Origin of the sequence: Desulfovibrio sp. Huiquan2017, from assembly GCF_017351175.1 — a bacterium.
GTDB lineage: Bacteria > Desulfobacterota > Desulfovibrionia > Desulfovibrionales > Desulfovibrionaceae > Pseudodesulfovibrio.
This window is the reverse complement of sequence record NZ_JAFMPN010000001.1, coordinates 177,774-201,355: the sequence shown is the minus strand read 5'-3', so window position 1 is coordinate 201,355 and position 23,582 is coordinate 177,774. Positions and strand designations below refer to the sequence as shown.

The following is a 23,582-nucleotide window of genomic DNA, read 5'->3' as shown; positions in this document are numbered from 1 at the left end:
CGGCCGGGGGCGACGTTGTATGGGACAACTGTACATACCGTTTATATTTAATAGGTAATGCGTCCGCACGGCTTCGAGCGAAGCGAGCGCCAAAACGTTTTGAAGGGGAGTCCAGAGGGGAAATTTTTTCAAAAGTTTCCCCTCTGGCCGCTGGAGGCGTCAATCGGAGGCTGAACAATGAGAGAGATTCAAGGAACGGACGTGGTGGAGGCCGTGGCCGCCATGTGCATGAAGGGGAACACGGAATTGCCGCAAGACGTGCGCGCGAAGTTGGAGCAGGCCATGGCCGCGGAGGAATCGCCGTCGGCTAGGGAGGTCCTGCGGCAGTTGCTGGAAAACGCGGACCTGGCCCACGAGACCAAACTGCCGTTGTGCCAGGACTGTGGCTTGGCCGTGTTGTTCGTGGAGGTCGGCGACGACTGTAGGATCGTGGGCGGCAACTTGCGCGAGTTGATCAACGAGGGCGTGCGCAAGGGGTATGCCGACGGCTACCTGCGCAAGTCCGCGTGCGATCCGCTGACCCGGGCCAATACCGGGGACGGCACCCCCGCGGTCATCCATTTCGACATGGTCCCGGGCGACAAGCTCAAGATCGCCTACATGGCCAAAGGCGGCGGGGCCGAGAACATGTCCCGCGTGACCATGCTCGCCCCGGCCCAGGGCTGGGAGGGCATCAAGAAGTTCGTGATCGAGCGGGTGGCCGAGGCGGGCCCGAATCCGTGTCCGCCCACGATCATCGGTATCGGCATCGGCGGGACCTTCGAGCATGCGGCCAAGATCGCCAAGCGGTCGCTGTTGCGGAAGTTGGACGACGTCCATCCCGATCCCAAGATAGCGGCCATGGAAAAGGAATTGGAGGAGGCCCTGAACGCGCTGGGCATCGGTCCCATGGGCCTGGGCGGCAAGACCACCGTGCTCGGCGTGAAGATCACCATGGAACCGTGCCACCTGGCCAGCCTGCCGTTGGCGGTCAACGTCCAATGTCACTCCCAGCGGCACGAGGAGGTCGAACTGTAATGGCCGAATACAAGCTGAACACCCCCTTGACGGACGCGGACATGGAACCGTTGCGGGCAGGGGATGTGGTCTTTCTGTCCGGGACCATCTATTCCGCGCGGGACGCGGCTCACAAGAAGCTCGTGGAGTTGCTGGACTCGGGCCGGGAACTGCCCTTTGAGCTCGAAGGCTCGGCCATCTATTACGTGGGCCCGAGCCCGGCCCCTCCGGGTCGCCCCATCGGCTCTGCCGGACCGACCACTTCCTACCGCATGGACAGCTATGCGCCCCGCCTGCATTCGTTGGGCATGAAGGCGTCCATCGGCAAGGGCAAGCGTTCGGACGAGGTCAAGGAGGCCATGAAGAAGTATACGGGTGTCTATTTCGGCGCCACGGGCGGCGCGGGCGCACTGCTGTCCAATTCCATCGTGGAGTCCAAGGTCATCGCCTTCGAGGAATTGGGGCCCGAGGCCGTCCGGGCCATGAAAGTCAAGGATTTCCCTCTGCTGGTCATCAATGACTGCCATGGCGGTGAATTGTACGTCAAACCGAAACTTGACACTGCCGTGTAATTGATTCACGAAGAGGTCGGGGCGCTTAGCGTCCCGCCTCGAACGCAGACCGCATCGAGGTGGATATAGTCCAGGATATCAGAGGTTTGTCATGGAACATGCGTATTTTGAAAACGTGGACTCTCACGATAACGCCGGCACGGACGACAAGCTTTACACTCCGTACCCCGGCGCGGATGAAAAGTATGACGACGGCTCCGACTGGCGTCTCTACAATCCTGAAAAGTATCGCGACCCGAACTGGTCACCGGACAAGGAATAAATGACAAAGGGGCCTTCGGCCCCTTTCTCTTTTGCGTTTGATTCCGTCCGGCGTGCCGGACTCTTTCCCGTCTGCTTTCCCGGGCTCGAAACCGTCCCTAATCGGTGAACATTTGATCGAAGCGGCTGACCCCATGCGGGCCGGTGGCCTTGATTTCCTGCAATGCCCGGTTGAGCCGGGCGATGAGCTTGTCGTCCGTGTCGCGGCTGAAGGCGAAATACAGGGGTTCCTCGTCGAAGGTGAAGTAGATGGTGTAGTCCTCCGGACGCATTCCCATTCCCGCCAGCAGGCAGGGGGCTCCGAGTTCGGTGGACGCGAACAGGTCCACCTCGCCGCCGTCGAGTCTGCGCAGGGCCTGGACGTGGCTCGGACTGCGGCACAGCTGCGTCTCCTCCACGCCGCCCGCCAGCAGGGTCTTTTCGGGGCGGCTCCAGCGAACAGTGGCGATGCGGTAGTCCTTGAGATGTTCCCGGGTGGGGATGAACAACTTGTCGCTTTTGCGGCCGATGAGCACGGTCTTGGCCGTGGTCATCGGGCCGACCCATTTGTACAGATGTTCCGTGTTGGGATTGCGCTGGGCGTTGAGCAGGATGCGCCGCGATTGCCGGGCCGCGCTCTCGTAGGCGTAGGCCCAGGGCATCAGTTTGATTTCCTGTTCCCCAATGGGCGTGCCGCACATGTCCATGATAGTTGTCAGGGTGGATACCGCCATCCCCTTGACGCTCAATCCGTTGCTGATGGAGTAGGGCGGGTAGGGTGCGGCCATGGCGATGAAATGCTCGGCCCGCGCGGAAGATGCGGCGGCTAGACTCAGGACGAGGGAAAACGTGATGATTGCTATGTGTTTCATGGGATCCTTGTGTGCTGAGGTCACTTAATGAATCCTTCTCGATTAAGCAATATATATTCCATCCCCGAGCGGGGTGGTTTTTGGGGCTGGGTTTCTCCTGTCGAATGAATGTGAAAAATGTGGAATCGGCTTGACATATTTTCGATAATAGTTACTTTTGATGTGCAATCGTCGTTACCCCGGACGGAGTGTTTTCGGGCGGAGCGTGACGACTGGACCGCATGGTACATGCATATTCTCCTCTTCTTGCCCCTTGAGGACCGGATTGATCCCCGGTCCTCTTTTTTTGTCTTTCCGCGGCCAAGAAACACGGCGTGGACTTTTGCCCGGCTTGGTTGGCGCCCCCTCTTGCAAGGGGGCGTCTTTCAGAGTATCCCAAGTGGCTTGGAGGAAAAAAACATGTCCCATCAATTCGCCCGGAGAATGAGCACCGTGCATCGCTCGTTCATCCGGGAAATCCTGAAAGTCACGGCTGATCCGGAAATAATTTCCTTTGCGGGCGGCCTGCCCAACCCCGAACTTTTCCCCGTCCCGGCCATGGATGTAGCGGCCCACGAGGTCTTCGAGAATATCGGAGCCAGTTCCCTGCAGTACTCCACCACCGAGGGCGACGCGGGGCTCAGGGCAATCATCGCCGAGCGGTACAAGAAGCGCGGCCTGACCGTGGACCCGGATACCATCCTGGTAACCACCGGCTCCCAGCAGATTCTCGACCTCGGGGGCAAGGTCTTCTTGGACCGGGGCGACAAGGTCGTCATCGAACGGCCCGGCTACCTCGGAGCCATCCAGGCCTTTTCCCTGTTCGAGCCCGAGTTCGTGGCCGTCTCGCTGGATGATGACGGCCCCAACCTCGAAGAGCTTGAGGCGGCGTTCAAGGATGGGGCCAAGTGCTTTTACGCAGTACCCAACTTTCAGAATCCGTCCGGCGTGAGCTACTCCCTGGAAAAGCGTAAGGCCGTGGCCGCCCTGACCGACCGCTACGGCGTGCTCTTCGTTGAGGACGATCCGTATGGCGAACTGCGCTTCCTGGGCAAGGATCTGCCGAGCGTCTTTTCCTTCTGCGAGAAAAAAGGGCTGCTTTGCGGTTCCTTTTCCAAGATCGCCGCGCCGGGCTTTCGCATCGGTTGGGTGGTCGCCCCCGAGAAGGATATCTACGACAAGCTGGTCGTCGCCAAACAGGCGGCCGACCTGCACACTTCCACCGTTTCCCAGGCGATCATGCGGCGTTACCTCGAAACCAACGATATCGAGGCTCACGTGGCCCTCATCCGCGAGCGCTACGGCCGTCAACGGGAGTGCATGGTCGAGATGATCGACCGGTATTTTCCGGAGTCCGTGACCATCACGAAGCCCGAGGGCGGCATGTTCCTGTGGGTGACCATGCCCGGGAATTGTTCGAGCATGGAGCTTCTGGACATGGCCATCAAGGACCAGGTCGCCTTCGTGCCCGGTAGGCCGTTCTACGTGGACGGCTCGGGTGAGAACACCCTGCGCCTGAACTTTTCCAATTCGGACGAGGCTCGGATCGAGGAGGGCATCAAAAGGTTGGGCAAGTCCATTCAGTCGTTCCTGAAGTAACGCTTTGGGCGCGAGGGACGCCCCGGGCTCAAGACACCAAGGATTGGTTTTATGTCTCAGCACATCGTAGTCATCGGCGGCGTGGCCCTCGGGCCCAAGGCCGCCTGCCGTTTCAAGCGCCTGGAACCCGAATCCCGGGTGACCATGATCGACCAGACCGCCATGATCTCCTATGGCGGGTGCGGCATTCCCTATTACGTGTCCGGCGATGTTTCGGACGCGTCCGAACTGTCCACCACCAGTTTTCACATGTTGCGCGACCCGAAGTTCTTCAAGGAGGTCAAGGGGGTGGACGTTCGCATCCTGACCAGGGCCACGCGTATCGACCGTGAAAACAAGTGCGTGGAGCTGGAGAACGTCCAGACCGGCGACAAGGAATGCATTACCTACGACAAGCTGGTTATCGCCACCGGCGCCTCTCCGCGTCGGTTGGGGCTGCCCGGCGAGGACCTGCGGGGCGTCAATTATGTGGCAAACCCCGGCGATGCCACGCGCATCCGTGAGGCCATTTCCAAGGGCGAGGTGGGCAACGCCGTGATCATCGGCGCGGGCTTCATCGGTCTGGAAATGGCCGAGGCCTTCGCCGACATGTGGGGCGTAGAGACCTCGGTGGTGGAGATCACCGGACAGCTCATGCCTCGTCTGGTCAGTCCCACTTTGGCCACCATGGGCCAAAAACATATGGAGGAGAACGGCGTTTCCTTCTACTTCGGTGAGACCGTCAAGGCCCTTGAGGGCGAGGATGGCGTGGTCAAGCGCGTGGTCACGGACAAGCGCGTCCTCGACGCCGACGCCGTGATCATCTCGGCCGGAGTCATCCCCAATTCGGATCTGGCCAAGGAAGCCGGGCTGGCCGTGCATGAGCGCGGCGGGGTGTACGTGGACGAGTTCATGCGCACCAACGACCCGGACATCTATGCGGGCGGCGACTGCTGTCTCGTCAAGCACCTGATCACCGGCAAGGACGCCTTCCTGCCGCTCGGCTCCATGGCCAACCGCCAGGGCCGGATCATCGGCACCAACCTGGCGGGCGGGTCGTCCACCTTCGACGGCGTGGTCGGCTCCTTCGTGGTCAAGCTCTTCGAAACCTCCATGGCGGGTACGGGGTTGAGCCTGGAATCGGCCAAGGCGGCCGGGTTCGACGCCATGAGTGTGCTGCTTATCCAGCTGGATCGGGCGCATTTTTACCCGACCAAGGAACTGATGACACTGGAGATGGTCGTGGACAAGCCCACCCGCCGCGTGCTCGGTGTACAGGGTTTCGGCTCGGCGGGCGATGCCATGGTGGGCAGGATCAACGCGGTAGCCGCCATCCTCAAGTCCGCCCCGACCATCGACGATGTGTCCAACATGGAACTGGCTTATTCCCCGCCTTTCGCCGCGGCCATGGACATCCTCAACACCTTGGCCAATCTGGCGGACAACGCTCTCGCCGGTATCAACCGGGGCGTCGGCCCGGCCGGGTTCAAAGAGTTGTGGGACAACCGCGAGAAGGACGCCTGTTTCTTCCTGGATTGCCGGGAAAAGGGTGACGCCGCTTCGTTCATGGAGCGCAACCCGGAGTTCTGGCACAATGTTCCACAGGGCGAGATCTATGACCGCCTGGACGAAATTCCCACGGATCGCCCCATCGTGTTGGTTTGCAATACGGGGGCGCGTTCCTACGAAGCGCAGATCATGCTCGACGACAAGGGGTACAAGGATGTCACCAATATCCACGGCGGCATGGCGGCCATCAAGAAGTTCGGAGTCAATCTCTAGTCCGGATGCGATGCGGGCGCTGGAGGCCCTGTGCGGTTTCTGATCGTCGATGACGACGAGAGCATACATCTCTATCTGCAGGTCATCCTGACTCCCTATGGGGAATGCGTCACGGCCAAGGACGGCGCGCATGCAGTGGAGATGTTCTCGGACGCCCTGGCCGAGGGACGCCCTTTTGATGCGGTCTTCATGGATATCCTCATGCCCGGCATGGACGGCCATCAGGCGGCGGAGCGCATGCGCGCCCGCGAACGCGAGGCTGGGGTGGTCAAAGAGAAACGCTTCAAGCTGGCCATGATCACTTGTGTGGTGGACGATACCAGTGTGGACCGAGCGTTCTTCAACGCCAAGGCGAGCCTCTACATCGTCAAGCCCCTGGACCGCGACTTCGTGGTTCGCGAACTTCGGCAGCACGGAATCATCTAGCCTCCCGACAGAAAAAAACGGCGTACCGTTACGGTACGCCGTTTTTCTTTTTTATGTTCGTCGAGGGCCTATATCCGGCCTTCCTCAACGCCGTGACAGGCGACCACGGTGCCGTTGGCGAGGGTGTGCTGCTTGGGAATTTCCCGGGAGCAGCGTTCGTTGGCGTGTTGACAGCGGCCATGGAAGACACAGCCGGTAGGCAGGTTGATGGGAGTGGGGACGTCGCCGGACAACCGGACGTGCCCCCCTGCCATGCCGCCGAGTTTGGGGATGGCGGACAGCAAGGCCTGCGTATAGGGATGCTTGGGGTTGGAGAACAGCTCCTTGGCCGTGGCCAGTTCGCAAACGCAGCCGAGGTACATGACCAGTACGCGGCTGGATATGTGCTCGACGACGCTCAGGTCATGGCTGATGAACAGATATGTCAGGCCGCGCTGCTCCTGGGCGTCCATGAGCAGGTTGAGGATCTGGGCCTGAATGGACACGTCGAGCGCGGCGATGGGCTCGTCGGCCGCAATGAATTCTGGGTCGAGGACCAGGGCGCGCGCAATGGAGATGCGCTGGCGCTGGCCGCCGGAGAATTCGTGCGGGAAGTTGGTGGCCCAGACCGGATCCACGCCTACCTGGAGCATGACCTCGGCCACGCGGTCGCGGACCTCGTCGCGATTCATCTCCGGGTTGTGGAAACGGACCGGCTCTTCAAGGATCTGGCGCACGGTCATGCGCGGGTTCAGCGAAGCGTAGGGGTCCTGGAAGACCATCTGCATTTTGGTTCGATAGGGGAGCATCCGGTGGGAGCTGAGGTTGTCGATGCGCGCCCCCCTGTAGTGGATTTCGCCCTTGTTGGGTCGGTACAATCCCATAACCGTGCGGGCCAGGGTGGACTTGCCGCAGCCGGACTCGCCGACCACGCTCAAGGTCTCGCCCGCCTGGACGTCCAGGGAGACGCTGTTGACCGCCTTGACCAAGGTTTTCCGGCGGGAGAGTTTACCGCCGGAGAGGTGTATCTGGTCGATGACCGAGCCGGAGATGTCGAAGTGTTTGTCGATGTCCTTGACTTCGAGGATGGCACTCATGGTTATTCGCCTCCTTCGCATTTGAAACAGGCGGCCTGCGCTCCGTTCTCTAATTCATGGAGTGTGGGGATTTCGGTCTTGCAGCGTTCATAGCTTACGGTACACCGGGGTTCGAAGGGACACCCCTTGGGCATGTTCAGCAGCGAGGGCATCATGCCTGGAATCTGGTTGAGCCGCCGCTTTCCGCCCGCCATCTGCGGCAGGGCCTGGATGAGCCCCTTGGTGTAGGGGTGCTGCGGGTTTTTGATGAGCTGGTCGGCCGCGCCGAGTTCGACCACCTTGCCCGCATAGAGCACGGCGATGCGTTGAGTTACCTCGGAGACCACAGCCAGGTCGTGGGTGATCAGGATGAGCCCCATGTTTTCCGTTTTGCAGAGCTCCAGGAGCAGATCCATGATTTCGGCCTGGATGGTCACATCCAACGCCGTGGTCGGTTCGTCCGCGATGATCAGCTTGGGGCTGGTCAGCAGTGAGATGGCGATGACGATGCGCTGACGCATGCCGCCGGAGAACTCGTGCGGGTACTGCTTGAGCCGTTTCTCCGGGGAGGGGATGTAGACCTTGTGCAGCTTGTCCAGGCAGATGGCCTCGGCTTCCTTGTCCGAGACGTCCATGTGGGCCAGGATGGTTTCCTTCATCTGGGTGCCGATGGTCAGCACCGGGTTGAGCGTCATCATCGGGTCCTGGAAGATCATGGAGATCTCGTTGCCCCGAATGTGGCGCATCTGGTCGGCGTTGAGCTTGGTCAGATCGCGGCCGTCGAAGATGATCTGGCCGCCGGTGATCTTGCCGGGCTTGGAGATGAGGTTGATGAGCGAAAAGCCGAGCACGGATTTGCCCGCGCCGGATTCGCCGACAATGCCGAGGCGTTCACCCTTGTTGATGACCAGGCTGACGTCGCGCACGGCCCGGACCCTGCCGGATCGCAGCTCGAAGTCAACGCGCAGGTTCTTGATGTCTATGAGTTTTTCCACGCCTTACCCCTTGTAGAGTTTGGGGTTGAGGAAGTCCCGGACCCAGTCGCCCAGGAGATTGATGACCAGGATCAGGGAGACCAGCAGGATACCGGGGAAGATGGTGATCCACCAAGAGCCGGAGAATATGTACTCGAAACCGGCGGTGATCAGGGATCCCAGCGAGGGCTTGGTCACGGGCATGCCCAGCCCCAGGAAGGACAGGGCCGCTTCGCTCATGATGGCGTTGGCCACCTGGACGGTGGAGATGACGAGAACCGGGGAGAGGGTGTTGGGCAGAATGTGCCGCCACATGATCCGGGACTTGGACAGGCCGATGACCCGGGCCGCCTCCACGTACTCCTTCTTGCGTTCGGCCAGCACCGAGGCACGCACGGTGCGGGCGTACTGAGGCCATTCGGCCAGGCCGATGATGACGATGATCAGCGGCACGGCGACGCGGTCGTACCCGGCCACGCCGAAGGCGGTCTGGACGATGGCGCCGATGAAGATGGCCACCATGTAGGTGGAGAAGGAGAGCTGGACGTCGGCGATGCGCATGAGGATGTTGTCCAGCCGCTTGATGTATCCGGAGAGCAGGCCAACCACGATGCCGATGAAGGCCTGAAGGCAGACCGCGCCGATGCCGATGATGATGGACACGCGCATGCCGTAGAGCATGGTCGAGAGCATGTCGCGGCCCTGGGCGTCGGTGCCGAGCAGGAAGTCGGCGGTGCCGCCGTGTTCCCAGACCGGCGGGATCTGGGCGTTCATGATGTCGATGGTCTTGGTGTTGTATGGATCGTGCGGGGCGATGATCGGCGCGGTAAAGGCGGTGATCACCAGTATGGCCAGGATGATGAAGCAGGTCATGGCCATGGGGTCGCGCAGGAAGCTGTAGAGCATGTAGGATTCTTTGAAGCGTTGCCAGCGGGTTCTCATTCTACTGCCTCCCTGCCACGCGGACCATGGGGTTGACCAGGCCGTAGATGATGTCCACCAGCGTATTCACCAGCACGAAGATGATGCCCACGAAGACCAGGTACGCGACCATGAGCGAGGTGTCGGAACGCTCCACGGATTCTATGAACATGGAGCCCATGCCCTGCCATTGGAACACGGTCTCGGTCAGGATGGTGAAGGCCACCATGATGCCGAGCTGGACGCCGCCCACGGTGATGACCGGGAGCAGGGTGTTCTTGAAGGCGTGGACCAGCCAGACACGCCAGGGCTTGATGCCCTTGGCCCAGGCGAATTTGACGTATTCGCTCTCCAGGACTTCCATCATCTCGGAGCGGATGAGCCGGATGAACAGTGGAAGCATGATGGAGGACAGGGCGATGGACGGCATGATCAGGTGCTTGAGACCGTCCGCCGTGAACAGGCCGCTGTCCCACCAGCCGAACAGAAGCACGGTGTCACCCCGTCCGTAGGAGGGCAGCCAGTGCAGTTCGACGGAGAATATGTAGATGAGCAGAATGGCCGTGAGAAAGACCGGCATGGAGACGCCGACAATGGACCCGCCCATGATGAACTTCGAAAAGAGGCTCTTGGGGCGGATGGCCGAGTAGATGCCCAGCGGGATGGACAGGAGCACGATGAGCAGCGCGGCACAGAAGACGAGCTCCAGGGTGGCCGGGGCCTTCTTGATGATGACCTCGGTGGCCGGTTTTTTAAAGAAATAACTCTGGCCCAGGTCGCCGTGCAGGGCGTCGCGCAGAAAACGCACGTACTGTACCGGGAACGGGTCGTTCAGCCCGAGGCGATCGCGGATTTCGGCCCGCTCGGCCGCAGTGACCCGCTGCCCCACAAGGTCGCGGATCGGATCGCCGAAGTTGTGTTTGATGGCGAACCCGATGAAGCTGATGATCAGCATGACGATCACAGCCTGGAGGATTCGCTTTACGGTGAATGCAAACATGTTGACTCGTTGACTTTATGTTTTCCGGTCACAGGATTGTGGACCGGCCAAAGGGTGGACCGCAACAGTTTCGGCCTCAGGACCGAGATTTTGTATGAAAGGGGGGAACCCCGGTAAGACCGGGGTTCCCCTGTATGATCACTTCACGATTGATGCAAATGATCTGGGCGTTAGTTGATGACCAGGTCGCCGAAGTACGGGAAGTTCATGACGTTCACGATGTCTTCGGTGTTCATGTTGGACTTGGAGGCCCAGGACAGGTTCTGCCAGTGCAGCGGGATGAAGCCCGCTTCGTCGTACTGGATCTTTTCCACTTCCTGCAGGTCGGCGGCGCGCTTGGCCAGATCGGTCTCGGTCTGGGCGGCCAGGGTCAGCTCGTCAACCTTGGGGTTGCAGTAGTTGCCGGAGTTGTACTGGCCGTAGCCGGTCTCGGCGTTGCGGCACATGGACAAGAACTCGGAGAAGTTGCCGGAGTCCTCGGTGTCGGAGTGCCAGCCGATCAGCTGGATGTCGGCCACCTGGGCGTCGAACTGATCCCAGTACTGCGCCTTGGGCATGGTCTTGAGCGAGATCTTGATGCCGATCTTGGACATCATGGAGGCGAAGGCCTCGGCGATCTTTTCATCGTTCACGTAACGGTTGTTCGGGGCGATCATGGTCGCTTCGAAGCCGTTGGGGTAGCCGGACTCGGCCATGAGGGCCTTGGCCTTTTCCAGGTCATAGCGGGGCACCAGGGAGTCGAGGTGTCCGACGTAACCCTTGGGGGACATCTGACCGGCCGCGGTGGCGAAGCCGTTCATGATCTTTTCGACAACGCCCTGGTTGTCATAGGCGTAATCCATGGCCAGGCGGACCTTGGGGTCGGCTAGGGCGGGATTGCGCTTCTGGTTGAGCTGGAAGGTGATGATGCGCGAACCGGACATGGTGACCAGTTGCAGACCGTCGGTGGACTTGATGCGGTCCAGATCCTGGGGCGGCACGGGCATGACGAAGTCCACGTCGCCGGACATCAGCGCGGCGGTGCGGGTGGCGTCGTTCTTGATCGGGGAAAGGATGATTTCCTCGACATTGCCGGTGTCCTTGTTCCAGTAGTCCTTGAACCGGGCGAAGACGGTCTTCACGCCCTGCTCACGGCTGGTGACGGTGAAGGGACCGGTGCCGGATTCGTTTTCGTTGGCAAAGGAGTAGTCGGTCTTGACGATGGTGTCCTTGGGTTTGCCCTTGTCGTCGGTACCGGTGTAGAATTTGTGGTCCAGGGGGAAGATGTAGGTGGCCATGTTGAGCACCAGGCCATAGGGCTTCTTGGTGACCAGGTCCACGGTGTGATCGTCCACGGCCACGGCCCCGGAGAAGGGCTCGAAGAGGCCCTTGAAGTCGTCGGACTTCTTCAGGCGGTCAAGCGTGAAAACCACATCCTGGGCGGTGAAGTCGTTGCCGGAGTGGAACTTGACGCCCTTGCGCAGGTGGAAGCGCATGGTCAGGTCGTCGATGCGTTCCCAGCTTTCGGCCAGACGGGGCACGAAATTCATGTTCTTGTCGTAACGGACGAGCGGGTCGAAGACCAGGTGAGAGAATTGCAGCATGCCGCCGGACAGTTGGACCTGCGGATCAAGAGATACCGGGTCGGCATCCATGGCGAGCTTGAGGGTGACTTTTTCAGGTGCAGCGGGGGCGGCTTTCTCGGCTGTCTCTTTCTTTTCCTCGCTACTGCAACCGACCAGCATCAGGGCGGCTACGAGCAGTGAGAGAACGAGCAGGGAGAATTTGCCGGCGGTTTTGAACGTCGACACTTTCATAGGTTATTCCTCCATAAATTAATCCGATTGCGCCAGCACTGGCGCGTTCCATACCTCTCTTGCGCCGCATGGACGCAGCCCGAAAAAACCGGCTTTCCCGGGGGTTGCATGAACCCCACGGGACAGCGTAGCTTGAGCGGGCGAAAACGAAATAGTCATACACGCTTCGCTTGGCTTTAACAATAGCGTAATGAATTTGATGATGCACATAGGGGAACGAATCTTGTTCAAAAAGAATCTGTTTTTTGTGTTTTTTACGATTTTTATTCTGGTGTTTTCCGCATGCTCCGGTTCTTCTTCGGTTAATGGCGGGTTGTCCCCGGCTGAAACAATTGTTTTAGACGACGGCTACACCGCTGCGCTGGGCGTGGAAAAAGGCGATGTCTTCGCCCTGGACATGCGCAGGCCGGAGGGCAAGGGGTTTCGCATCACCGGAGCGGCCTTCGATCCGCAGATGCTCCGCATGGAGCGTTATCTGGAGTATGACGACGACGGTGAGCCCCGGGCGCGCTATCTGTTCACCGCCCTGGAGGAGGGCGCGACCGATGTGCTCATCCGTATGGCCCCCGAGGGCGGGGGTGAGGTGGACGTCTACCGGCAGGTGACCGTAACCGTGGGCAAGGGCGGCGGCTGGTTCGGTTAGGCCGTAGCGTCCTCTTCCGGCGCGAACCGCTGTTCCGTTTTAGTCAGCCCGAAGTCCATCGGCCCGGCGTTCGCCATGACCGTCGCGCACAGGGTCAGCGGGCTCATGTATTGCTCCCGCCAGTCCAGGACCAAGGTCAGGCCGTCCTCGGTCTCGACCGCTTCCCGGACCATGGGACGCAGGTCAACCTGCTTGGGCTTACCCTTTTTGGTCTTCTTTTCGATGAAATGGTGTTCTTCAGCCATGAATGCCCGCCACTGCTCCCGGCGAAGCGCCTCATCGGCCGGGAAGCGCAACTCGTAAATTTCCTCCACGGCCTGGGACTGCTTGCGGCCCATGGACAGGCTGTCCGCCCGGTAGGGAGTCAGCCCACGGGGCATGGTCCGCGCCAGCCGTTCAACCACCTCATCCGGGCCGAAGTCCTCGCGCAGGAAGACGTTGATCCATTCGCACCGGCTCTCGACGCCCACGGGCAGGGCCTTGCCGAAGGACAGCCTGGGCATGGGGTGGAACCCGGCGGAAAAGGTCATGGGCAGTCCGGCCCGGCGAAAGGCGCGTTCGAACACGGCCTGGAGCTCCAATTGGCTGAGGAAGGCGGCCGATCCTGTCTTTTCATACCATATCCGGAAGTGTGCCGCCTTGCCGGTCAGATCCGGCTTTTCCACGTTGTAGGGCGGCTGCTCACTCTCCTGGTCGCGTTGGTGGAAGACCAGCCTGGGGCGGATGTCCTTGTCCCCGGCCTGTCCGGCCAGGGTGGAAATCCGGCCGTCGAATTGGCAGACTCCGCAGTTGCGGCATGCGCCGTAGCGGCAGTCCTCGGTGATCTTGCCGCCTAGGGCGCGTTCGCGCTCCTTGAGCAGGAACCGTTTGGTCACGCCGCTGGACAGGTGATCCCAGGGCAGCGGGCCTTCGGGATCGCGCGAGCCGGTGTACTCCTCCCAATCGAGCCCGGCCTCGGCCATGGCTTCCCGGTACGGTTCGAGGCGCAGGTGATCCTTCCAACTGGAGAAGAGCGCGCCTTTGGCGTAGGCCCGTTCGACCACTTCGGCCAGGCGGCGGTCGCCGCGCGAGAAGACGCCTTCGAGCGAGGTCATCTCGGGTTCGTGATACTTGATGGAAATGCGTTTGTGCGGCCGGAAGATGTCTCGAAGGTGGTTGATGCGGCGGTAGATTTCATCCAGCGGAATCTGTGGTTCCCACTGGAACGGGGTGTGCGGCTTGGGCACGAAGGGCGAAACCGCCGCCGTGACCTGGAGCCGTTTGATGTGCCGGCCCGCGGCGTCGCGGACCTTGAGGCAGAGGTCCAGGATGGCGTCCAGGTCCTCGTCCGTCTCGGTGGGCAGACCGATCATGAAATAAAGCTTCACTCCCTGCCAGCCGTTGTTGAAGAGCAGCCGGACGTGCTCCAGCAGTCCTTCCTCGTCAACGCCTTTGTTGATCACGTCGCGCATGCGTTGGCTGCCCGCCTCCGGGGCGATGGTCGCGCCCGTGCGACGGATGGAGGAGATGCGCTCCATGATCGGCGCGGACAGGGAGCCCACGCGCAGGGACGGCAGGGAGATGGCGATTTGTTCAGCCGCGCATTTATCGAAGCTGCGGGTGAATAGGGAGTCCAGCCCCGAGAAGTCGCCGGTGGACAGCGACAGCATGGAGGTTTCCTCATAGCCGGTCTCGGCCAGCCCATTGGTCAGGATGGCGTCGAGCCCGTCCAGGGAGCGCTCGCGTACCGGGCGGTAGATCATGCCCGCCTGGCAGAACCGGCAGCCGCGCGTGCAGCCCCGGGCGATTTCCATGGTCAGTCGGTCGTGGATGGCTCCGAAGGGAATGGTCTGGGCCGTGGGGAAGGGCGTGCGGTCGAGATCGTCCACCACGGCCTTTTCCACGCTCTCGTACCCTTCGCGCAGGGGGGTCGGCGTGCCCGCTCCCTGGTCTTTGAAAAACGACGGAACGTACAGCCCCGGAATGGCGGTCAGGCTTTCGAGCAGTTCCACTTTGGACAGCCCCTCGCTCTTGGCGCGGTCCACGGCGGCCAGGACTTGAACCATGGCCTCTTCGCCGTCGCCGATGACCATGGCGTCGAAGAACGGGGCCACGGGCTCGGCGTTGAACGCCGCGCCGCCTCCCGCCACGATGAGCGGCAGGGCGGCTTCCCTATCCGCGCTGCGGAAGGGAATTCCGGCCAGGTCGAGCATGTACAGGATATTCGTGTAGCAGAGCTCGTGGGTCAGGCTGAAGCCGACGACATCCATGTCCGCCAGGGGGGTGTCCGACTCCAACGTGGCCAGTGGCGCGCCGTGCTCACGCAATATGGCCCCGGCCTCCTCGTCGGGTGTGAAGACCCGCTCGGCCCAGTAGCCGGGGTGGGCGTTGAGCGCTTCGGACAGGATTTTCTGGCCGAGGTAGGACATGCCCACCTCGTACATGTCAGGGAAGGCCAGGGCGCACCGCACGGTCACGGTGGACGGGTCCTTGAACACGGCGCCCCATTCGCTGCCGAGGTAGCGGGAGGGGCGGGGGAGGATGGGCAACAGTTCTTTCATTTTTGTGGGGCTGTCGTTGAACGGAAAGGACGGGGTCGGTTCTTCAGAACCGGCCCCGTCCGGGATAACAGGTTTCGCGCGGGTCGGCTAGCCGAGGTCGAGGCCTCCGCCGCCCATGCCGCCCGTGCCGCCCATGCCGGACAGGTCGAGTCCGCCGCTGGACAGGGAGATGTTGGTTTTGGCTTCGATGTATTTGGTCTTCAATTCCTCAGGGCAATTCTTGTACTCGAAGAGCACGTGGTCCTGGGCGATTTTGCCATGCATTTCCTGGTCGAAGGGATAGCCGTACGGCAACAGGATCATCTGGGTGCCCTGTTGGGTGGGCATGGCCTGCAAAATGGCGGGCTCCTCAATGTCGCTGCCGACGAAGTTGCCGACAACCATTTCGCCGCTCACGAGCTTGACCAGCCGGATATCATAATTCATGTCGCTCTCCTTGGAAGTTGTGGTGCGTCCTTAAGTAGGTACCCCCATCCGTTGTGTCAAGAAAAGCCTCCGGCATGCCGCTTCCGTGCCCGGGGCATTCGCGCGGGCTTTGGTATCGGGGGCATGGGGGCCTCCACGCTGTTTTTCGCTGGGGCATTCCTCATCCTCCGTTTTCGTGGCAGGCGAAACGCGGGCTAATCGATATGGATGCCGTCGTCGGCCAGATACTTCCTGAAGTTGGCGGAGACATCCTCGGAAGATTCCTTGATGGCGGTCGAGAGGGTGTTCAGCACCTTGTTGAAAGCCGTCAATTCGTCAACGTCATATCGCGACAGAGACGAAATGATCTTGTTGTTTGCGATGTCGTGTAACGCGGTGTGTACGTCGCAAGCGAATTCGCCATCCGCCGTGAGAACGTAGTATTGCGATTTCTTGTTTCCCTCGATTCTTTCGGATTCAATCATCCCCTTGCTTGCCAGGCGGGCGGCCATCTTCGAGACGCCGCCTTTGGTCAGGCCTATCTTTTGCGTCAGCATGGTCCCATTGATGGGAGCGAACTCGGCTACCGCCGAAAGAAAATGGATTTCCGCAAGCGAGAGGTCGCAGAGGGGAGATTCTCTCCCGGACAGGGCTATCTGTTTGAGGATTTTTCCCATCAGGGAGTCCACAACGGCGAATTGGCGCATCAGCGCCGTGAGCCCATTGAACGTGTCGCGGTGGATTGAATCGTGGGAATTGTCCGTATTTCGCATTGTCGCCAACCTTTTCTTTCAAGTTCGGGCCATCCGTTTGCCTCCTCTCTTCGAATTTGTCAACGAGGAAACATTTTGGTTGACGTGGAAATAAAATGAAAATAGTTTCCCTGTCAACAATAGTGGCGTCTCGCCATTAACCTCAAAGGAGTTTTCATGCAGCGCATCGATTTGACATTGCCGCTTGATAATGCGGCGATTACGGCCGTGGAGTCTTTCACAGCAAAAAACAGACATGTTCCGAAGGTGGACTATTTCGGGCATCTCGGCACCCATCTGGACTTGATGGGCAAGACGTATCCCGATGCGTATTTTACGCTTTCCGGACAAGTCTTCGACGTGCGTTCCGTCGCGGATCGGGACATCGAGGCGGACGACATCGACCTGGCCCGCGTTCGGGAAAGGGATTTCATCTTTTTCCTCAGCGGATGCCTGGCGTCCCATCCCTATGCGTCGAAAGAGTATCTGTCCGCGCCGATCCAGTTGTCGTGGGATCTGATCGCCAGATTGCTGGAGAGAAAGGTCGCCATGATCGGCATAGACTTTGCCGGAGTGCGCAGGTCAAAAGAACATCGCGAAGCGGATATGCTGTGCGCGGATGCCGGCACCTTCGTGGTGGAGAACGTGTTTGCGCTTGAAAGCCTTGCCGCCGAAGCGGGGCGCGATGCGTTCGTGGTGCATTGCTATCCCATGCGGCTTGTTGACGCCACGGGCCTGCCGTGCCGGGTCATTGCGGAAGTATAATACGGCAGGGGAACAGGGCTTTCCCAAAGGGCGGGGCGGCGTCGAATTCCATCGACGCCGCCCCTTGTGGTGAAATGGTGTAGGAGTATTACGCTCTTTCCGGACCGTGAAGCAGGGCCATGACTTCCATGGTGTCGGGCGGCAGGGCGGCTTCGCCCTTGGCGGCGTATTCCATTTTGGAGACCGCGTAGATGGCGATGAAGGTCAGGATCATGACGAATCCGCCGGGATTGTTGTACTGGAGGAAGTGCGGCAGCATGGATTTGCCGAGGATCATGAAGAACGAGCCGATGATGCCGGTGACCAGGCCTGCGCAGGCTCCGCCCTTGGTCATCTTCGGCCACCACACGCCCATGACCAGGACCGGGAAAAAGGTCGAGGCGGCGATGGCGAAGGCCAACCCCACGAGGATGGCGATCTGCATGGATTCGGCCCAGAAGCCCAGCGGGATGCCGAGCAGGCCCACGCAGATGGAGGCGATGCGGGCGACCTTGACGCGGGAGCGTTCGGGCATGTCCGGATTGAAGACATTGACCACCAGGTCGTGGCCGATGGCCCCGGCGCAGGCGATGATCAGCCCGGCCACGGTGGACAGGATGGCGGCGAAGGCTCCGGCCACCACGATGCCGAGCAGGACCTGTCCGCCGAAGTGGGAGCCCGCCACGGGCACGGCCAGGTTCTTGCCGTTGTCGGCCAGCCACTGCATGAGGTGCGGGGACACGCCGAGCGCGTCGCCTTGCAGGAAGACATAGCGGATGACGTGGCCCACGTAGGGACTCATGATGTAGAACATGCCGATGAGCAGGAGCACATAGATGACGGTCCTGCGCGCGGCCTTGCCGTCCGGGGCGGTGTAGAAACGCACCAGGATGTGCGGCAGCCCGGCGGTGCCGAACATCAGCGCAAGCAGCAGGGACAGGGTGTCCTTGAGGCTGGTCAGCCAATAGGCGGGATCGGTGTAGGCCGCGCCGTCGAATTCCTTGCCGGTGATGGGCGTCGGGCCCTTGAATTCATGCAGGAAGTTGACCACGTCCGTGTAGGTGTAGCCCTTGATCATGAAGGGGATGAAGGCCAACAGGAACATGGCTCCGAACAGGATCCAGAACTGGACCAGCTGGTTGACGGTGGTGGCCTTCATGCCGCCCACGGTAACGTAGAAGGTGATGATGCAGGCGATGATGATGATCGACGTGGAGTAGTCCAGATTGAGCAGCAGACCCATGACCTTGCCCGCGCCGAGCATTTGCGGGGCCATGTAAAAGAGGGAGATGAACAGCACGCCGATCACGCCGAGCACGCGGGCGGGCTTGGAGTGGAACCGCTCCGAGACGAAGTCGGGCACGGTGTAGCGCCCGAACTTGCGCAGGGGGCTGGCCAGAAAGAGGAGCAGGGCGATGTATCCCACGAAGAAGCCCAGCGCGTAGATGATACCGTCGAAGCCGAACAGGAAGGCCACGCCCGCCACGCCGAGGAAGGAGGCGGCGGACAGGTAGTCCGAGGAAATGGCCGAGGCGTTGATGAACGAATTGACCTTGCGTCCGGCCAGATAATAGTCGGCCGAGGTTTTCTGGCTCCGGAACATGAAGGTGGTGACCACCGTGAAGGCCAGCATGCAGCCGATGAGCAACAGGGCCGTGACCGGTATCTGATATCCGAGTTCCATGTTATTCTCCTTCGACGGCGTCGGCTATTTCGTCTTCGATTTGATTGGCTTTGCTCACGTACCAGATAAACAGTCCCCAGGTTATCGGATAGATGGCGATGGCCACCAGCCAGTAGTGCAGGGGGAAACCGAGAATGGAGATGCCGGTTACCCATGCGCCGGCCAGGTAGACGAGCAGGAAGATGCCGATGACGAAGGCGAAATAGGGCACGCCCACGCCGAGCGCGAATCGCAGTTGCCGTTTACGAATCCTTTCGATCTGATCCATGGTGAATACCCCCATTGCGGTTGCAGGTTTGCCGTTGAAGCCCTTTTACAGTAGGGGAAACAAAGGGAGCATCCGTTTTCAGGTAAGCGGTCGAACCCGGACGGTCGTGGGCTCAGGACCTTTCGCCTCGGCGGCGAATGGACGGTTTTTTCCGGTCAACGGTCGGACTTTCAGCCATGGAGCGTCAATTTGGAGGATAACTTGAACGGCAAGGGGCCCGTGAACGGCGATTTCGGCGTCCCGGAAGGTCTCTTGGACGAATTGCGGCTCATGGCCCGCGAGGGTAGGCTGGCGGCGGTGCGCCGGACGCGGCTCGAACTGGTCGAGGAATGGCTCGATCGGGGAGCGTCCGCCGAGATCGCATGCAAGCGGCTGACCCGGTTCAACCACGACGTGATTTCCGCCGTGCTTGAGGCCCACATTGCGGAATATCCATGGCTCGCCCAATGCGCCTTCATGGAATTCGGCTCTGGCGGCCGGGAAGAGATGGTGCCGGGGTCGGACCAGGACAACGGCCTGCTCGTGCCTGTCGCGGTGGACGAAGCGGAGCTGGACGCCTGCACCCAGTCCATCGTCGTTGCCCTGGATGGGGCCGGGCTGCCCCTGTGTGACGGCGGGGTCATGGTCAGCAATCCCGAATGGCGTGGAAATTTCGACGCCTGGCTGGCCCGGCTGACCGGCTGGTTGTCCAATCCGGCGGAAAAGGGACCATGGCAATCCGGGCTGATTCTCGACTTTCGGGCCGTGTTCGGGGCAGGCGACGAGGTCCGGCGCATGCGCGAGCGGCTTTGGGAATACGTGCGCACCAAGCCCATCGCCCTGTCCCTGCTGGTCCGCGAACTGACCGACTATCGGCTGCCCCTGACCTTGTTCGGAGCGTTCGTCACCGAGCGCGACGGCCCGTGGCACGGGTTCCTGAATATCAAGAAGTCGGTCCTGGCCCACCTGACCAACAGCGCGCGCATCCTGGCCCTCAAATACGGTGTGCGCCCGCACAATACCTGCGATCGCATCCGCGCCCTGGGTGGGGCTGGGCATATCGACGGACATCACGCCCGGGCTTTGTTGGGTGGCTGGGAATATCTGCAACGCAAGCGGCTCGATATAGGCCTGGAATGCGACCGGTCCGGGCTGCCGCCGCACAACTACGTCAACCCCGCAGCCTTGGATCAGGGGGAGCGCGTCCGGCTCAAGGCGGCCATCCACGCGGTGGAAAAGCTCGTTCGCTTGGTCCAGGCCGGTTCCGGCCTTTGATTCGGCTCTTTTTTTGCAATAATGGCGCGACCCGGCGGTTTTTCGACGGCGCACCCATATATAAGGATTTGGCTCGTGAACGTCCTGATCATCAATTTGACTCGCTTCGGCGATTTAATCCAGACCCAGCCCGTGATCACCGGTTTCAAGGAGCGGGGGTGCAGGGTGGGGCTGGTCTGCCTGGCCAATTTCGTCTCGGCGGCCACCCTGCTGCGGGACGTGGACCGGGTTTTCGCCTTTCCTGGCGCGGGGCTGTTGTCCGGGCTGGACCGGGACTGGCGGCTGGCCGTGCGCGATCTCGATGGGTTCCGCCGGGGGGTGCTCGACGCCTTCGCTCCCGATGAAATCGTGAACCTGACGCCGTCGGTGGCCTCGCGTCTCCTGGCTTACGGCCTGACTCCGGAGTCGGGCCGGACCACGGGATTCACCGTGGACGAGCTCGGCTTCAACGCGGATACCTCCTCCTGGGCGGCTTTTTTGCAAATGGCCGGGGCCAACCGGGGGGCCAGCCCGTTCAACGTCTGCGATCTCTTTCGGCGGGCCGCCGGGTTGGGGCATGGGGGCAACGGCCTGATCTTGGCCGATCCCGGCGACGAGGCCTTGGGCCGGGCGGATGAACTGCTGGCCGGGCACGCCGGGGCGGAGGGATTCGTCGCCCTGCAACTGGGGGCCAGCGAGGAGCGCCGCCGTTGGCCCGTGGAATATTTCATTGCAACCGCCCGTATGCTTTTCGAGTGCGACGGCCTGGTGCCGGTTCTGCTCGGAACCGAGGGCGAAACCGGGCTCGGCGCGCGTTTCGCAGAGGGCGCGGATTTTCCGTTCATCGACTGCATGGGCAAGACCTCCCTGACCGAACTGGCCGGGGTCCTGGTCCGGTGTCGGGCCTTGTTGACCAACGACACCGGAACCATGCACCTGGCCGCTGGGCTGGGGGTGCCTCTGTGCGCGGTTTTTTTGGCCACGGCCCAGCCTTGGGATACCGGGCCCTACCGGGCGGGAAATATCTGCCTGGAGCCGGACATGGATTGCCATCCGTGCGGATTCGGCAAGTCCTGCCCCCATGGGGAAGCCTGCCGCCGGTCCGTGACCCCGGAAACCATGTACGCCTGCGTCCATGCCCAGATTTCCGGCGGCGAGCCCGGCCCGGTGACCGGCGCACGCATCTGGCGCACGCGCACCGGCGAGGATGGGCTCATGGAACTCGAGTCCCTGTCCGGGCACGACGGTACGGACAGAGCCCTGTGGATCGGATTGCAGCGGGCGCACTTCAGCGCATTTTTGGACGGCAGGCCGGACGCGGGCCGGACAGGCCTGGGCGCACGGCTGAGTCCGGCCATGCGGCAGGAGTTGTTCAAAACTTTGACGAGCGCGCGGGACATGCTCTTTTTGCTCTCCCAGCAGGGCGCGTTGTTGCGCGTCAATCCACGACCCCAGGCGAAGGCCAAGTTCCTGGCTTCCTGGCAACGTGTGCAAAACATCTTGTCTTCGAATAATTCTTTGAATATATTGGCATTATTGTGGATGTTCGAAAGTCAGCGTCAAGGTGACCATCTCGCCTCGCTTCTGGCTGTGGCCGAGCGTCATTCCGGGCTGCTCGGCGGGTTGCTCGCCGATTTGGACTGATCGGCACGGATTTTGAATTATCTGGTTCGCACCGGAAAAATCGGCAAATTTTATCTACTCACGGAGGAGAAGGTCAGCATGATTATCATTGATGGAAAACAATACGATATCGGGGTCCAGAATTTCGAGAACCTGGAGCAGGTCTTCGATAAGATGGTCGAGGATGGTCACCTGGAAGACCGCATCGTGACCGACGTCATGATCAACCAAGAGCCGTTCACCGAGATTTATCCCCACCAGGCCGAGGACATCGACATGTCCGAGGTGGAGTCCGTGGAGATCGTGACCATGGCCACCGAGGACATGGCCGTGGAGATCACCCTTGAACTCTACAAGGTGGTCAATCTCATGAGCGAGGGCGGCAAGCGCGTGGCGACCCTGTTCCGCCAGGCCGACGACGCTGAAGCCCTGGAAACTTACCAGGATCTCATCGACGTCATCCGCAACTTCCTGAACATGATCGGTATCCTGCGCGATGAATACTCCCTCAAGGACCATCCGGCCTACCTGGAGAGCGCCGAGGAATTCAATTCCATGTTCACGGAAATGAGCTCCGTGCTCGAAAACGAGGATTGGATTCTTCTGGCCGACCTGCTCGAATACGAATTCCTGCCTGCGGTGGAAAAATGGAAGAAGGTCATCAAAGCCCTGCGGGACGACATCCGTATGGTGAAGAAATAGACATGGCCAGTCGCGCCCATATGCTCGATGAAGCCATCTCCATCGGGCAAAAGGAACTGCATTCCCTGCAGGCCGGGGACGTCTTCGAGGCCGAACGGCTTGCCCGTTCCCGCGAACGGCTCCTGGACGAGGCCGTGAACGGCCTGTCCGGGGAACATTTGAAACAGTTGGCGGACAAGCTCGTGGAGATGAAATCCCTGCACGACAGGATCACCGGCGAGGCCAGGAGCCTGCGGCAATCCTTGAAGCAGGACCTGGGCAGCATGAAACGTCAGAATCGGCGCATCGCGGGCTACAGCTTCGGCGCCGGGAACATGCCCCGGCTGGCCAAGGAAAGGTTTGTGAACAAGAAAGGCTGATCTTTCCCCAAAGACGATGCAAAAGCCCCGGCCACACGGTCGGGGCTTTTTCTTTGGGACCGGCATTATGTAGGAAATGCACAAGACAAAACTGATAGGTGTCATCGCTCCGTGTGGTTCTTGTATTGCTAAACAATTCAATTCGTTATTGTCAAAACTACAAAGCCTTCTTTCTCAGCCTCCCTAAATACGCTGAGTGTCCTTTTGAAATACTCAGGGATTACTTCTTTGGTTACTGAGGCATCCTCCCAAACAATGTGGGATGGAGTATCTATCCAACCTGTTAAGCAATCCCACAAGGCATCCAGATTTGCCCCGTAGTAATCAGGTAAATCCAGTTTTTCCTTAAGTTCTGCATGAAGTGTCTGACGCGTTAACATCTTCTTTCCATTTAGTATTACTTTGATCATTCATACACCTTTGTCGCTAATTTGTAGC

Annotated in this window: 24 protein-coding genes; 12 read left to right on the top strand and 12 right to left on the bottom strand. The window is 60.6% G+C overall.

Annotated elements, in window-relative coordinates; all coding sequences use genetic code 11:
* Positions 1–177 precede the first annotated feature (177 nt).
* The 3 genes from J0909_RS01045 (at position 178) to J0909_RS01035 (ending at position 1,830) form a co-directional block, all read left to right on the top strand.
* Positions 178–1,017 carry a fumarate hydratase gene (locus J0909_RS01045; RefSeq protein ID WP_207259744.1) on the top strand — a complete coding sequence of 280 codons (840 nt, stop codon included), beginning with the start codon at positions 178–180 and terminating at the stop codon, positions 1,015–1,017.
* Positions 1,017–1,568 carry a Fe-S-containing hydro-lyase gene (locus J0909_RS01040; protein ID WP_207259743.1) on the top strand — a complete coding sequence of 184 codons (552 nt, stop codon included), beginning with the start codon at positions 1,017–1,019 and terminating at the stop codon, positions 1,566–1,568. The genes J0909_RS01045 and J0909_RS01040 overlap by 1 nt, the downstream gene beginning before the upstream one ends.
* Before the next feature lie 91 nt (positions 1,569–1,659).
* Complete coding sequence (locus tag J0909_RS01035) at positions 1,660–1,830, top strand: hypothetical protein (protein WP_207259742.1); 171 nt, start codon at positions 1,660–1,662, stop codon at positions 1,828–1,830.
* A gap of 97 nt (positions 1,831–1,927) precedes the next feature.
* On the opposite strand, the gene J0909_RS01030 is transcribed toward J0909_RS01035, so the two are convergent.
* Positions 1,928–2,680 carry a substrate-binding periplasmic protein gene (locus J0909_RS01030; RefSeq protein ID WP_207259741.1) on the bottom strand — a complete coding sequence of 251 codons (753 nt, stop codon included), beginning with the start codon at positions 2,678–2,680 and terminating at the stop codon, positions 1,928–1,930.
* 399 nt (positions 2,681–3,079) lie between these two features.
* On the opposite strand from J0909_RS01030, the gene J0909_RS01025 reads away from it, so the two are divergent.
* From J0909_RS01025 to J0909_RS01015, 3 genes are read left to right on the top strand one after another with little or no spacing between them, the layout of a single operon-like run.
* A complete protein-coding gene (locus J0909_RS01025; protein ID WP_207259740.1) occupies positions 3,080–4,258 on the top strand; it encodes an aminotransferase-like domain-containing protein in 1,179 nt (392 codons plus the stop codon).
* A 51-nt stretch (positions 4,259–4,309) separates the two neighbouring features.
* Complete coding sequence (locus J0909_RS01020; protein WP_207259739.1) at positions 4,310–6,019, top strand: FAD-dependent oxidoreductase; 1,710 nt, start codon at positions 4,310–4,312, stop codon at positions 6,017–6,019.
* A 30-nt stretch (positions 6,020–6,049) separates the two neighbouring features.
* Entirely contained in the window at positions 6,050–6,445 is a 396-nt protein-coding gene (locus J0909_RS01015; protein ID WP_207259738.1) for a response regulator, read from the top strand.
* 68 nt (positions 6,446–6,513) lie between these two features.
* On the opposite strand, the gene J0909_RS01010 is transcribed toward J0909_RS01015, so the two are convergent.
* From J0909_RS01010 to J0909_RS00990, 5 genes are all read right to left on the bottom strand, one after another.
* Entirely contained in the window at positions 6,514–7,521 is a 1,008-nt protein-coding gene (locus J0909_RS01010; protein ID WP_207259737.1) for an ABC transporter ATP-binding protein, read from the bottom strand.
* A 2-nt stretch (positions 7,522–7,523) separates the two neighbouring features.
* The gene (locus tag J0909_RS01005) at positions 7,524–8,495 is read right to left on the bottom strand and encodes an ABC transporter ATP-binding protein (RefSeq protein ID WP_207259736.1); all 972 of its coding nucleotides are present in this window, start codon (positions 8,493–8,495) and stop codon (positions 7,524–7,526) included.
* A gap of 3 nt (positions 8,496–8,498) precedes the next feature.
* On the bottom strand, positions 8,499–9,416 hold the full coding sequence (locus J0909_RS01000; RefSeq protein ID WP_207259735.1) for an ABC transporter permease: 918 nt from the start codon (positions 9,414–9,416) through the stop codon (positions 8,499–8,501).
* Position 9,417: 1 nt separating this feature from the next.
* A complete protein-coding gene (locus J0909_RS00995) occupies positions 9,418–10,395 on the bottom strand; it encodes an ABC transporter permease (RefSeq protein ID WP_207259734.1) in 978 nt (325 codons plus the stop codon).
* A 170-nt stretch (positions 10,396–10,565) separates the two neighbouring features.
* Positions 10,566–12,191, bottom strand: a complete 1,626-nt coding sequence (locus J0909_RS00990; protein WP_207259733.1) for an ABC transporter substrate-binding protein — start codon at positions 12,189–12,191, stop codon at positions 10,566–10,568.
* Between the two features lie 367 nt (positions 12,192–12,558).
* On the opposite strand from J0909_RS00990, the gene J0909_RS00985 reads away from it, so the two are divergent.
* Positions 12,559–12,834 carry a hypothetical protein gene (locus J0909_RS00985; RefSeq protein WP_207259732.1) on the top strand — a complete coding sequence of 92 codons (276 nt, stop codon included), beginning with the start codon at positions 12,559–12,561 and terminating at the stop codon, positions 12,832–12,834.
* Here J0909_RS00985 and J0909_RS00980 read toward each other — a convergent pair.
* The 3 genes from J0909_RS00980 to J0909_RS00970 form a co-directional block, all read right to left on the bottom strand.
* Positions 12,831–15,374 carry a TIGR03960 family B12-binding radical SAM protein gene (locus J0909_RS00980; RefSeq protein ID WP_207259731.1) on the bottom strand — a complete coding sequence of 848 codons (2,544 nt, stop codon included), beginning with the start codon at positions 15,372–15,374 and terminating at the stop codon, positions 12,831–12,833. The genes J0909_RS00985 and J0909_RS00980 overlap by 4 nt on opposite strands.
* A gap of 87 nt (positions 15,375–15,461) precedes the next feature.
* The gene (locus tag J0909_RS00975; protein WP_207259730.1) at positions 15,462–15,800 is read right to left on the bottom strand and encodes a hypothetical protein; all 339 of its coding nucleotides are present in this window, start codon (positions 15,798–15,800) and stop codon (positions 15,462–15,464) included.
* Positions 15,801–15,994: 194 nt separating this feature from the next.
* Positions 15,995–16,552: a MarR family winged helix-turn-helix transcriptional regulator gene (locus tag J0909_RS00970; RefSeq protein ID WP_207259729.1), complete on the bottom strand. Its 558-nt coding sequence runs from the start codon at positions 16,550–16,552 to the stop codon at positions 15,995–15,997.
* A gap of 156 nt (positions 16,553–16,708) precedes the next feature.
* Between J0909_RS00970 and J0909_RS00965 the strand changes: the two genes are divergently transcribed.
* Complete coding sequence (locus J0909_RS00965; RefSeq protein ID WP_207259728.1) at positions 16,709–17,296, top strand: cyclase family protein; 588 nt, start codon at positions 16,709–16,711, stop codon at positions 17,294–17,296.
* Between the two features lie 88 nt (positions 17,297–17,384).
* On the opposite strand, the gene J0909_RS00960 is transcribed toward J0909_RS00965, so the two are convergent.
* Both J0909_RS00960 and J0909_RS00955 read right to left on the bottom strand, forming a co-directional pair.
* Positions 17,385–18,959: a sodium/solute symporter gene (locus J0909_RS00960; RefSeq protein ID WP_207259727.1), complete on the bottom strand. Its 1,575-nt coding sequence runs from the start codon at positions 18,957–18,959 to the stop codon at positions 17,385–17,387.
* A 1-nt stretch (position 18,960) separates the two neighbouring features.
* Positions 18,961–19,227 (bottom strand): DUF485 domain-containing protein, encoded by a 267-nt coding sequence (locus J0909_RS00955; RefSeq protein ID WP_207259726.1) that lies wholly within the window; start codon positions 19,225–19,227, stop codon positions 18,961–18,963.
* Positions 19,228–19,416: 189 nt separating this feature from the next.
* On the opposite strand from J0909_RS00955, the gene J0909_RS00950 reads away from it, so the two are divergent.
* The 4 genes from J0909_RS00950 (at position 19,417) to J0909_RS00935 (ending at position 23,144) form a co-directional block, all read left to right on the top strand.
* The gene (locus J0909_RS00950) at positions 19,417–20,481 is read left to right on the top strand and encodes a putative nucleotidyltransferase substrate binding domain-containing protein (RefSeq protein WP_286181653.1); all 1,065 of its coding nucleotides are present in this window, start codon (positions 19,417–19,419) and stop codon (positions 20,479–20,481) included.
* Between the two features lie 75 nt (positions 20,482–20,556).
* On the top strand, positions 20,557–22,104 hold the full coding sequence (locus J0909_RS00945) for a glycosyltransferase family 9 protein (RefSeq protein WP_207259725.1): 1,548 nt from the start codon (positions 20,557–20,559) through the stop codon (positions 22,102–22,104).
* Between the two features lie 78 nt (positions 22,105–22,182).
* Positions 22,183–22,785: a DUF8043 domain-containing protein gene (locus tag J0909_RS00940; RefSeq protein ID WP_207259724.1), complete on the top strand. Its 603-nt coding sequence runs from the start codon at positions 22,183–22,185 to the stop codon at positions 22,783–22,785.
* Positions 22,786–22,787: 2 nt separating this feature from the next.
* Entirely contained in the window at positions 22,788–23,144 is a 357-nt protein-coding gene (locus J0909_RS00935) for a hypothetical protein (RefSeq protein ID WP_207259723.1), read from the top strand.
* Positions 23,145–23,281: 137 nt separating this feature from the next.
* On the opposite strand, the gene J0909_RS00930 is transcribed toward J0909_RS00935, so the two are convergent.
* On the bottom strand, positions 23,282–23,554 hold the full coding sequence (locus J0909_RS00930) for a barstar family protein (protein ID WP_207259722.1): 273 nt from the start codon (positions 23,552–23,554) through the stop codon (positions 23,282–23,284).
* Positions 23,555–23,582: the final 28 nt, after the last annotated feature.